The sequence below is a fragment of the Moorena sp. SIO3E8 genome, from assembly GCF_010692445.1.
GTDB lineage: Bacteria > Cyanobacteriota > Cyanobacteriia > Cyanobacteriales > Coleofasciculaceae > Moorena > Moorena bouillonii.
The window spans coordinates 1-11,856 of sequence record NZ_JAAHHM010000166.1 but is presented as its reverse complement, the minus strand read 5'-3'; the positions used below and the strand labels follow the sequence as shown (position 1 = coordinate 11,856).

Annotated in this window: 8 protein-coding genes and 1 pseudogene; 3 read left to right on the top strand and 6 right to left on the bottom strand. The window is 43.2% G+C overall.

The window, feature by feature from the left end; all coding sequences use genetic code 11:
- Window positions 1-977: glycosyltransferase (locus tag F6K46_RS34335; RefSeq protein ID WP_293117835.1), on the bottom strand; the 977-nt coding region annotated here is incomplete at its 3' end.
- A gap of 150 nt (window positions 978-1,127) precedes the next feature.
- Here F6K46_RS34335 and F6K46_RS34330 point away from each other — a divergent pair.
- Window positions 1,128-1,442, top strand: a pseudogene (locus F6K46_RS34330) (IS4 family transposase); the annotation flags it as partial.
- Between the two features lie 125 nt (window positions 1,443-1,567).
- Here the strand turns inward: F6K46_RS34330 and F6K46_RS34325 are convergent.
- The 5 genes from F6K46_RS34325 to F6K46_RS34305 all read right to left on the bottom strand — a co-directional run bounded on the left by F6K46_RS34325 (window position 1,568) and on the right by F6K46_RS34305 (window position 9,355).
- Complete coding sequence (locus F6K46_RS34325) at window positions 1,568-3,022, bottom strand: methyltransferase domain-containing protein (RefSeq protein ID WP_293063654.1); 1,455 nt, start codon at window positions 3,020-3,022, stop codon at window positions 1,568-1,570.
- Between the two features lie 197 nt (window positions 3,023-3,219).
- The gene (locus F6K46_RS34320; protein WP_293063652.1) at window positions 3,220-6,558 is read right to left on the bottom strand and encodes a glycosyltransferase; all 3,339 of its coding nucleotides are present in this window, start codon (window positions 6,556-6,558) and stop codon (window positions 3,220-3,222) included.
- A 125-nt stretch (window positions 6,559-6,683) separates the two neighbouring features.
- Entirely contained in the window at window positions 6,684-7,655 is a 972-nt protein-coding gene (locus F6K46_RS34315) for a glycosyltransferase family 2 protein (RefSeq protein WP_293063650.1), read from the bottom strand.
- Window positions 7,656-7,798: 143 nt separating this feature from the next.
- On the bottom strand, window positions 7,799-8,548 hold the full coding sequence (locus F6K46_RS34310) for an ABC transporter ATP-binding protein (RefSeq protein WP_293063648.1): 750 nt from the start codon (window positions 8,546-8,548) through the stop codon (window positions 7,799-7,801).
- Window positions 8,549-9,355: an ABC transporter permease gene (locus F6K46_RS34305; RefSeq protein WP_293063646.1), complete on the bottom strand. Its 807-nt coding sequence runs from the start codon at window positions 9,353-9,355 to the stop codon at window positions 8,549-8,551.
- Between the two features lie 276 nt (window positions 9,356-9,631).
- Between F6K46_RS34305 and F6K46_RS34300 the strand changes: the two genes are divergently transcribed.
- The gene (locus F6K46_RS34300; protein WP_293063644.1) at window positions 9,632-11,320 is read left to right on the top strand and encodes a capsule biosynthesis protein; all 1,689 of its coding nucleotides are present in this window, start codon (window positions 9,632-9,634) and stop codon (window positions 11,318-11,320) included.
- Between the two features lie 26 nt (window positions 11,321-11,346).
- Window positions 11,347-11,694, top strand: a complete 348-nt coding sequence (locus tag F6K46_RS34295; protein WP_293063642.1) for a hypothetical protein — start codon at window positions 11,347-11,349, stop codon at window positions 11,692-11,694.
- Window positions 11,695-11,856: the final 162 nt, after the last annotated feature.

Here is an 11,856-nt window from a genome sequence, read left to right as displayed (position 1 = left end):
GGAATCAAGTTGGACTGATTGCGCGTTGACAGGATGATCAGACTGAAAACAGTTCCGATTAAGACAAGTTGGAACATAGATAGAACTAATAAACCCGACACGTAGGTAGCCCAGCCTGGTATCCCCCAATCGGTAAAGACTCTAATCAGCAAAACTAAGCCTAACAGCAACAACAAAATAAGTAATAAAACTACAACACTTAATAAGATTCTTGTCCCGACAATATCTCCGTACACTGCAATAGAACTCAAGCCATGTGTCACGAGGGACACTAAGTTCATCTTGGGCTGTCCAGCTAGTCGCTTCGCCCGGGGCACATCTACTTCAAGATAGGGAATTCGAGAGCGATAAATGCCTGATGAGTAATGATTCCAAATTTCGGAAATCACTACGACGTTCTTCAATAAATAAACAGGTAATAAACTGAAATTACCGACGCTAATTTCTTTCCCTATAAGCAGGAGATAAAGCTTTTTGTAAATGAAATAGAAAAATTTAAATGTGTAGCTTTCAGACCGCTTACTGCGCTTAGCAAAAATTATTTTATTGTTACCTGTCTTGTCCGAGACATTTAGGAGGTGCTCTATGGCAAAGGGATTATCTTCCCCATCACCGTCCATCACCACAACCCAGTCGCAGTCTGAGTGGCTATATACATAGGACAAGCCAACCGCTATCGCTCTCTGGTGACCAAGGTTGCGGCGAAGTCGAAGGATGTTAACTGCTCGAATCTGGCGATGTTCTTGATGAGTCAGTGAATGTGGGATGGGTATAGTTGAATAGTCATCAACAATGACAACTTCTAAATTGGTGCCTTGAGGAATAATAATCTCATCAATAAGCAGCAGTAGCTTTTCCAGAGCTTCCCAGTCATTAAATGAAGGAATGACAATGACTAGATTTCTCCTATCAGTCAACTCAGTAATTAGAGACTGATTTAGAGACTGTTTTGGCGGTGAGAGCTTTGAGAGTCCCATTTATTTCCTCTCAGACTATGAAAAACTAATAAGTTAGAGTACATGTTTTCCTGCAAAAAGTCTACCCATCACTTCAGTACAGGACAAAAAGGTTGAAAATAAGAGCAGGATGGGGTTTCATCCGAATTTAGGAGAGTGATCTCAAATCCCATGAACCAATGCGAATTGAAGAAAGCTCTCCAACCCCATTTGGGATAGCACGGAGCGAGAGTCTCGTTTCTAGTCAAGTTCAAGCTGACATTGCTGAAAGTAAAGATAGTGAACCTGAGTGAACTGGCATTGGGATTTGAGGGAAAGGCTCTGGCCGAGTCAAATTACAAACGACTGCAACGATTTTTTCGCGGGTTTGACCTAGATGACAAGGCGTAGGCAACAATTGTGCTCAAGTGGATGCAAATCCCTGAGCCTTCGATAGTGAGTAATGACCGTAGGACTTGGGAGTTGGGGCAGCATTCCTATAACATTGGTTTCAACAGCTTCTTTCACTGTCTCATAACTGTTGAATGGTTCCTTAGCACTGACAACTTGATTAAGCACCGTATCAACCATGATTACACTCCTGTTTTAGCTGATGTTAATTATTGAAAATTTTATTCGTTATCTGTAGGGAGACCAACCAACCCTTTAAATTTGAACCAAAGCGATCGCAGTTTCCAAAACTTACTGGTCTTCATGGCCGCAATTTCTACATTAATTACCTTCAACTTAGCCTCAGCTTCGTTCAGTTGGTTCTGAATCTGCTGTAATTGATTTTGCTGAAAATCCTGAATTTTTTCCTGTGACTGTGCCAATTGTGATTGAGTATGCTGAAGGTGTGAATGTATTTGGGTTAATTGTGACTGAGTATGTTGAATTTCTGAGTGTATCTGAGTTAATTGTGATTGATTATATTGAATTTCTGAGTGGTATTGATTTAATTGTGACTGAGTATTTTGAAGGTCTAAGTGGGCATTGGTCAATTGTGACTGAGTATCTTGAAGGTCTGAGTGAGCTTGGGTTAATTGTGATTTAGTCTGCTGGAGGTCTGTGACAGTTGCATTAACCTGAGATCGCAAGGAAGCTATCTCTTGATCCTGTTGCTCAATAATTTTCAGAAGCTCAGCACGCCTAGTCTCGCTAGTTTTATACTGAACTTGCATGTTTTGATACTGAAATTTGAGTTTATTAAACTCAGAGGATTTGTCCAGTAATGCCTGAACCATTCGCCCAGATGGACTCTTGAGAAGATAGTAACTAATTTGCTCATCAGTATAGCGCACCAAAGGCTGCCGACTAGCTACGAAAAACATGTCATAGTCGAACAACTGTTGTTCAAATTGCAGAAACTCAAAACCGAGGTTCTTAAAGAATTGCGACACCCCTCGCCTACTCAAAAGATGGATATGCTCAATAGGTTGCATTAGCTGTAAAAAATTATCCTTTTGAGCAACCATCTCTGAATAGGTTTTACCCTCTTCATAATTTGGCATCTGGACAATGAAAATACCATCTTCCTTCAGAAGAGATGCCCCATGGCTCATGGTAGCCACTGGATCAGGTAGATGCTCTAGGACATCGTAGAGTACGATGGCATCAAACAATTCGGCTCCTAGTTGCTGATCCTCAATCGGTCCTAACAAAATGGGCATCTTGAATGTCTGTTGTGCAAATTCCACCACCCAAGGGCTAAGCTCCAGACCCATAGCATCAAAACCTGCCCAACCCATCATTGCCACAAAGCCACCATGAGCACAACCTAACTCAAGCACTTTGGCTGGTGGTAGTTTATAAGCCATCAGTGTACGCAACCAGTGGAGGCATCGCTCTGGTAAATCTTGACGGGCTCGTTGACGAATATCAGGAAAACCATAATGCTCGGTCTGATAAGACAACCAGTATTCTTTACCGTAGAAGTCATGGTTATCATCCTGTACACGGAGCTGCTCAGACCTCAAACCAGTTTTTGACACTAGAGTGCCACATTTAGAGCACGCCAAGTAGTCAGGGGAAAATTCAGTTAGCTCAGTATTTCCACACCAACAGATATCTCTAAAGGTTTGTGTCATCTTGTTGTTACACCCAGGTGTTGATAAATTAGCTCGAACTTAAGTCTGGTCACAAGTCCAGATTGAAAACCCTTGTTTTAATTCAGTCCCCGGAGGTGGACGAAAGTTTGTTGAAGCACCACCTAAGCCTCCTCTTGGCTAAAGGGAATAAAAATAAAGGGTCTTAAGAATTAAGACTTGGAAAACTGGGCAGTTATCTACAACAGGTTAATGTTTTGTAGTACCGTCAAACCTATCAACGCTAATCCCCCACTACCCATGACAATTCTGACCCTGCGGAGAACCTGAGGCTTCATATAGCCAAGATAGCCCACCATACCTAACATTAGTGCAATGGACAACAAACTACCGCCAAGACTAAAGAATAGATTTCCTTGGATAGGAGAAACGAATGAGATTAGTTGCAGAAGAGTCCTGTCAGCATACATGGCGGTAGATAGCAGTAGTAAGTTTATCCCTAAAATTAGACTAACTAGTGGAACTAACAGGGGTTTTAGTCGAAACCAGCCTGACCGCAATTTCCAGAATTGATTGGACTGCATTGCAGCTAGAGTTGACCCCGCTTCTTGAAGTTCCCGCTGTTTTTGCTGAAGTTGAGCCTCTGCATACCTCAATTGCTCTTCGAGATCCCCTGACTGAAGCTGAGTTGGCTGAACTTGAATTAGGGACGGACTTGGGGGTAGCTTTTGTTGGATTTGAGCCTGTAACTTCCTGAATTCTCCCCAAAGGGGGGAACCTATACCAGTAGTCTCATTTTTGATTGTCTTAGCAGTTTCGACCAGAACCTCTGCCACAGTATCGGCCATCTTTGACCAGGAAAATTTATTCGCGTGTTCAAACCCATCAGCAATCAACTGCTTACGAACCTCTGGGTTTTGAACTTTGTACAGCGCATCAATCAGCTCGTAAAGATTAGATTGATCCACATACAATGCTGCTTCCCCAGCCGCTTCAGGAAGAGAGGAGTGACGACAGGTAATCACAGGGCAACCACAAACCATTGCTTCGGTAACTGGTAATCCGAAGCCTTCGTACAGAGAGGGGACAACCAGAGCGATCGCACCAGAATACGCTACTTTCAAGTCTTCATCACTCAGGGGCAGAACCTGGGTTGTTATCCCTGCTGCCAGGGCAGCTAGCTCAGGTTCTAACTCAGGTCTACCACCGACACAAATCACCCCAAACTCTTCCTTATCCACCAGCTTAGATAATGCTCTGAACAGAAAGATAGCGTTTTTATAGCCATTAACACCAGTTCTTTCTCCTACTAATAGTAAGTAGGGCTTGGTCACATTGAATTCAGTCTTAAACTCATTGATATCATCATCGCTTGCCGGGGAAAAAACTTTTTTGATTCCACAGTGAGCTACCGTTACCTTTGACCGGGAAATATGGGGGAAAAACTTAATCAGATCTCGAGCCGTACTTTCGGATATCGTAATATAACGTGAAGCGTGTAAGATACCGTAATGTTTTTCTTTCCAACCTGCTTCGTTAAGATTGGCACCGATCACCTCTGGAATCATGTCATAAGCCATAAATACAGAAGGAGTAGATAGGGGCGCGGTATAGTAGCTGGAAATGAATAGATCAGTCCCTTTTTCATCACAGATTTCCTGCAACAAGTCAGCATCTGCTCCCGTTTTGTTGTAATCGTAAGCTCGAATCGGGCGATAGCGAATTCCAGGAATCCTCGGAGCCGTTCCAGCCCGGTCTAAAACAATCACATGGTTCCCAAAGCCATTAGTTGCCCATACTTCTAGCAAAGACTTCCAGACTTGGGAAATTCCAGAGTTAGGAAAAAATTGGAAAAATACCCCATCAACCACAATTTGGGGGAATGGTCTTTCAATCTTCATAGTTTGTTGCTGAAATTCTTCCAGTTGCAAAAACTGCCATTTTTCGCCGTCAGGCTCCTTCTGAGCAATCGGCACTATACCACAGATATCCGCCGGTTCAACCAGGGTTTCATCCTTAACCCAAGATAAATGTTGACGCAGAAAAACCGGAAATTCAGACTGCTGCTGTAGTGCCTGCCACTCGGCCAGAGCATTCTGGTAGCCGTAGTAGCTCTCCTTAAACTGCAATTGCTGTGGTGTGACATAAGCAAAATGTTGAAAGACCAGTCCCTGTGCTTCGGTTTCTCGATGTAGGAATGGATTGATGCTTGCTATATCTTGCTCATGATTGTTTGACTGATTTGACTGATTAGTTGACGACGGTTGGACAAGCCTTGGGGGTTCGTGGGCTGCCCAGAAAGCTCCCGGTTTAAACCTCCACAGACGCAACCATTCCTGTTTGGGGTTTTGTGTATAGCAATTGCGACTGCTAACAATTAAATTTTCTCCCACGAAATACGAACACCAGAAGAAAGCAGCGGTCTTGTCAGGTTGGTCGATGAACATCTGTCGAGCTTTACAGATTTGCTCAGTTGTCCACAACTCATCCACATCTACCTGCCACAACAAACACTCTTGTTGGATATTCTCAAGGGGAGCATTCACCATTTCTCGCTTGCCCTCCCAGAAAACCCCATCTGGTTTGCGATAGACGGTGATCTGGTCAGGGTAGCGTTCCATCAGTTGGTCGAGATACTCTGTGGTGCCATCAATACTACGACCGTTGTGGTGAATTTCATCACTGACATGCCCACCCGTCGCTAAACTCCAGGCAGTATCATGCTTCAATTGCGCTACGCCTTCAATAATGTGCCAATGCCATGGGAATGGTAGTTTACTGAAGACGTCAATATGGTAGCGAAGGAAGGGTTCACCATTGAGAACAATGGTAAAAAAATGGATGGGAAGAGGGGTTGAGGCTTGACCTGACTTCCCAACAGAGTGGTGACTACCCGCTTTAGCAAAAATGGAGTAACCATTGCGCACAGACGCATTTTGCTCAATCAGTTTATAGTTTTTATCTCTTAATAACCGATGGTGATTAGTATAATTTTTATAGGTACAAATATCATCAAGTAAAATGTATTTGGCTCCGTAAACCTGATCTAATTCCACCTCACCTGTGAACTCGGAGCCATCGATTAAGACCAGATCAAAATATTCGATTTGGTTTTCTTGCTTAATCGTTTCAATCCCATCTCCAGAGGTTCCCATTTCCCTAACATAATCGATATCTTGACGAAGCCAACCCAAGACTTGTTCAAGAGGGTAGTTATTTAGAGGGGTGCGATGGGCATGATAAAATTCCCTAACCTCATCTTCTCTAGGAAACTGCTCTAGGGAAATTGATGAAATATTGTAGCATTTGACAAAAGAATCCTGGCGATAGCGTTCCCTTAACTCAGTAAAACGAGGTTTTGAAACCTCCATACAGAATAACACTGGATTAGAAGGATTTTCTCGCAGCCCCTTGACAAACGCTTCGGTGCTTCCCGCACCGGATGAAGACCCGATTTCTAGAACCGTCTTGATATCTTCTTCCTGAGCTATCCTCTGAATCGCTTTATAAAAATCGTCGTCTTTAATCTCAGGAGGAATTACATAATCTAGTTCGGATCCTGACCTATTACTTGGCATATTAAACAGCCCCTCACACACACCTGAAAAAACATTGCAATAAATTTGGCAAGAAAGATATAACGTCTAAGCTGTTAATTTAATAACCTATTAGTCTAATCTATTAGTATAACGTTGTATCCTAATCATACTTGTTCCAAATTTGGAAAGTTTAGTTTTAGATTAGAACTTTGTCCATTCTGATTCATCCCGGTTTCCATCTCAACAATTTTCGCAATTTCAGCAATTTTCGCCCGGGCTTGCTCTAATTCAAGCTTTAGGGCATGGTATTCCGTTTCAACGGCTTGATATTTGTTTTCAAGAGCTGTATAGTTAAGATTTAGTGTATTTCTACCGTTTTCGGCATTTTGAAGCCATTCTCTTAGGTTAATGACGAACTCCTGATATTTGAGGATTCTTCTGTTCAACCAGTAGGAATCTTGATACATTGGGCATTGGTTCTGAATACTATAGGATTCAGGTAGGGATAGTCTTAACTGACTAGAAATGCCTCCTGCATAATAGGATGTGATTGTGCGAGGATAGTAACACAATTTCACAGTCTCATTCTGGATTAGCCTCAGAAACCATTCATAATCCGATGATATTCTGTAGCGTTCATTGAAAAGCCCTATCTTAGAGAAAAACAAGTTAGCTCTGGAGAAGCTGGCTTGGTGAGGCAAACATCCACAAATCAGTTCATCAGCTACATCTTCAGGCAAGGGAGGCTTGACTACAATGGTAGACCCTGATTGCTCTCTAACCTCTAGGTCTCCATACATAAAATCACAGGAGGGATTTGCCAACAGGAAGTTAACGGTATCTTGGATAACTTGATCATCAAGATAATAGTCATCTGAGTTAATAAAACCAATAAACTCACCAGAGGAGTACCTAACTCCCTTATTCATTGCTTCATAGATACCGCCATCAGGTTCGCTAATGAATCGGCTAATCTGATCACTATATTTATGAGCAATCTCCTTAGTTTTGTCTTGGGAGTTGCCATCAATAATAATGTACTCTATATCCTCATAGGTCTGAGAGACGACACTCTTGATCGCTCGCTCTATAAACCGCTCAGCATTTTTACATACAGTGATAATTGAAATCCTCACACACTCCTCCTCGGAATTATCACTATTAGGGTGATAATACTGGTTTAACTATAGGTTTAACTATATTCCAACTTGTCAGATTACCATCTTTCATTTACCTTAAGCTTTTAACTTTTGTTTAAAAGTTTTAACTTTTTTTAAGGTTAAACCACTTCCTTGACACTATTCAAGTAGGAATCGACTACCTCATTGCTTTCTCCCGCTAACTTTATCCTGCCTTTGTCTAACCAAATCACTCGCTTGCAGTAATGGCGCACAAAGGATAAATCATGGGAGACCACTAAAACAGTGGCATGAGCCTCCCAAAATCTTTCCATGCGTCGCTGGCACTTAATTCTAAAACTTTGATCCCCTACGGATAACACTTCATCTAAAATTAAGATATCTGGCTGTACATCAGTGGCAATGGCAAAGCCTAGCCGCGCTGACATCCCTGAGGATAATCCCTTGACTGGCATTAACTTGTAGTCTTCTAGCTCAGCAAACTCCAAAATCGATGGGGTTCTCTGTTTCATCTCTTGTTTAGAGAAACCTAGCATCACGCCATAGAGTTTGATGTTATCCACTACCGAAAGTTCCGGATCGAATCCAGCTCCTAGCTCAATCAGAGGAGCGATTTCACCTCTGATCCATACCTGACCCCCTGTGGGCTGTAAGATTCCACAGATAACTTTAAGCAGGGTTGATTTTCCTGAACCATTCGGTCCAATGATGCCGATTTTTTCTCCAGGTTTTACTGCTAGATGAATGTCATCAAGGACTAAATTCTTGGAAGGTTTGCGGTATTTTCCCTCCAAAAATGATAGTATGGTTTTCTTGAGGTCATAGGAAAACTCTTCTTGGGTTCTTCGCCACAATGAAACCCGATCGAGTCTAATAACTTCTTCTGTCATCTATAACAAATCCATGAAGTGAGGCTGCCAAACTCGAAAGCAAGTCCAGCCTAAGGATACAATTACTATGGCACTTAGGCATGAGTGTCCAATTAACCCTACATCTGGCAAACCTCCTGACAAAGAAATCTGTCGAATGCTTTCAATAATCGGCAATAAAGGATTTAAAAACAAAAAGGGTCTAACCGCCTCTGGGACAATTGCTGCTGGATAAAAGACTGGAGAGCTAATCCAGATCACAAAGCATACTAATTCATAGAAATAGGGTAAATCCCTAAAGAAAACATAGAGAACACTGACCAAAAAACCGATGCCGATACTAACCAAAATTAAGGCGATTAACGGAAGACTCAACGCTAGCAAATTGACTACACTTTTTGAAGTAAGCAACGTGACAATAGCTAGGAGAGGAAAGCTGCCAACAGCTAACTGAAACACGTTAGCAGCAATGGTTGAAACTGGAAAGACACTGATTGGTAAGCGAACTTTATTCAACAGGGCACCATTGCCAACTACACTGACTAATGCTTGGTTGGTTGAAGCGGAGAAAAAGTTAGTCACAAGCAACCCAGTAAAAGCAGCCAGAATATAGTTAATGGTTGAGTTGTCATAATAAGAGGCAAAGGTAGCACCAAAAATTGCTGTATATAGTCCTGTCATAATCAAAGGATTTAACAAAGACCAATATACTCCCAGAAGCGATCCTCGATAACGTCCCTTCAGATTTCGCTCTGTTAATATATACAGCAACTCCCAATAGCGCTGAAATTGCCACCGTGCGGTGTTAGCCTTGAGGGATAAGGTCATACTTTATACACCGAATATACCGAATATGAAGATATAGAACCGAATATATAGGGATTCAAGTTAGCCTCCCCACTGGTTCGTAAATGCGCATTCCTAGAACCATAACATATACTGCGAAGAAATTCGCCCTGTCGTGTTCCCACTCCGCACTTTTGGTTACGGCGCGGACGCGCAACCGTTCTGTTTCGGTGTGTATATTCTTATCATAGTTTAGGGAAATTTGTCGAGTAGGAACTTGGTATAATCCCTTGAGAAGTAAGTATCTGACTTGATTATATGTCTCTGACTAGTGCTGACGAACTAGAGCCAAGTCCCTTGCTTTCTTGGCGACTAGGCCAAAGTAACTTGTTAGATTGGCGAGCTATTATCGAAACTAACCCATTCCTCTGGAGAGAAGCCAAGCAACGGTCTCACTTCGGACCTCAGGTGCTAATAGCAACTACCGTAGGGGGGTCAGCGCCACTGTCACTACCAGAAAGCCTACTAGCAGTAGCCCTTACTCTCAGAGGAGCAGAGGTTCATACTCTCCTGTGTGACCATTCTCTGCCTGCCTGCCTCAATCTTCAAAAACTGGATACACCTCAAGAAAGGATTGAAAACTATGATCTAGAAACGATCAAGTGCCAAAAGTGTTTCGCAACTGGTGGTTATCTTTATCAACCGTTGCATTTGACCAACCATGTATTGAGTGAACTGCTCACTGGGCTCGACAGGCAAGAGGCCAAACAAATTGCAGCCCATGTGCCCCTATCAGAGATTGAAAACTATTGCTTGGGCAACTGGAATATCGGTGAACATGCCTATGCTGGGGCGTTGCGCTATTTTACCAGTGGGAATCTAGATAATGAACCCAACAGTGAAATTGTGGTGCGTCGGTATTTTGAAGGGGCTTTGCTGACTGCGTATGCTATCAGTAAGCTACTGTCTAAGTATAATTTTAAGGCTGCTTGCTTCAATCATGGCATCTACTTACCTCATGGCATCATTGGTGAAGTCTGTCGCTCACGCCAAGTGCGGGTGGTTAACTGGACTATTGCCTACCGCAAGCGTTGCTTTATTTTTAGCCACGGAGACACTTATCACCACACTATGCTCAGTGAGCCTCTCCATGCCTGGGAAACCATGCCTTGGACTGAGGCAATGACAGATGACATCCTACAGTATTTGAAAAGTCGATGGCAGGGCACTCGGGATTGGATTTGGTTTCATGAAAAACCTGATGAAGAATTTAGCCGAAATGCTGAGGAGATGGGGCTTGACCTGAACCAGCCGGTGATTGGGATGCTCACTAATGTAATGTGGGATGCCCAGTTGCACTATCGGGCTAATGCTTTTCCCAATATGCTGACGTGGGTACTCCAAACGATTGAGTATTTTGCTAAACGTCCTGACTTACAACTGTTGATTCGGATTCATCCGGCAGAGATTCGGGGAACGTTGCCTTCTCGCCAACCCTTGTTGCCAGAAATCAAGAAGGTCTGGCCTCAATTGCCTAAGAATATTTTCATCATTGCTCCAGAAAGTCCTGTGAGTACCTACGCAGCGATGATGGAGTGCGACTCGGTGATTATTTATGGGACAAAAACTGGAGTAGAGTTGACCAGTGTAGGGATTCCGGTGATCGTTGGTGGTGAAGCTTGGATCCGAGATAAGGGAATTACTATGGATCCTTCAACAGCACAGGAGTATTTCCAGTGCTTGGATCAGCTACCCCTTGGTAAACGCTTGGATTCCAATGCCCTTAAACGGGCGAGGATGTACGCCTACCATTTCTTTTTTAGACGGATGATTCCCCTACAATTTACGGAACCGCTATCGGAAAATCCTTTCGTGAAGCTGAATATTACTAGCCTAGAGCAATTACTTCCTGGTGCAGATCGGGGTTTGGATATTATCTGTGATGGAATCTTGTCTGGTTCTCCTTTTATCTATCCAGCGGAACGGTTGGGAATTGATCGCGTCTAGATTGCTGGAATGGGCATCAAGCTGGAATGAGGATTTTGGTGGAATGGGCATCTGTGGAACGGGCATCTTGCCCGTTACAATTCCCGGCATCTGTGGAACGGGCATCTTGCCCGTTACAATTCCCGGTATCTGTGGAACGGGCATCTTGCCCGTTATCAATTCCCGGCATCTGTGGAACGGGCATCTTGCCCGTTATCAATTCCCGGCATCTGTGGAACGGGCATCTTGCCCGTTATCAATTCCCGGCATCTGTGGAACGGGCATCTTGCCCGTTACAATTCCCAAGCGGACTTTCTCAACCAGGGAAGAAAAGGCGAAAAATAAGGGTGAGCCTTTTGGTGGTGCGTTACGGGGCTACTGGCTACGACGTTTAAATATGATGACAAGGCGCGCCCCTAACGCACCCTACTGGAGTGACCACTCTTAAAAAGTGCATTATACAGAAAAATCTTGATCAGTCTCAAAAACAGGGTAAAGGTGTTTGAGTTTGACTCGTGCATCTTCTGTGGTAAATTGCCACACTACTTTGGCACAGG

Excerpts from the sequence above, each read along its gene's own strand:
- F6K46_RS34325 (WP_293063654.1), bottom strand. The coding sequence starts at position 3,022 with ATGACACAAACCTTTAGAGATATCTGTTGGTGTGGAAATACTGAGCTA.
- F6K46_RS34320 (WP_293063652.1), bottom strand. The coding sequence starts at position 6,558 with ATGCCAAGTAATAGGTCAGGATCCGAACTAGATTATGTAATTCCTCCT.
- F6K46_RS34310 (WP_293063648.1), bottom strand. The coding sequence starts at position 8,548 with ATGACAGAAGAAGTTATTAGACTCGATCGGGTTTCATTGTGGCGAAGA.
- F6K46_RS34305 (WP_293063646.1), bottom strand. The coding sequence starts at position 9,355 with ATGACCTTATCCCTCAAGGCTAACACCGCACGGTGGCAATTTCAGCGC.
- F6K46_RS34300 (WP_293063644.1), top strand. The coding sequence starts at position 9,632 with ATGTCTCTGACTAGTGCTGACGAACTAGAGCCAAGTCCCTTGCTTTCT.
- F6K46_RS34295 (WP_293063642.1), top strand. The coding sequence starts at position 11,347 with ATGAGGATTTTGGTGGAATGGGCATCTGTGGAACGGGCATCTTGCCCG.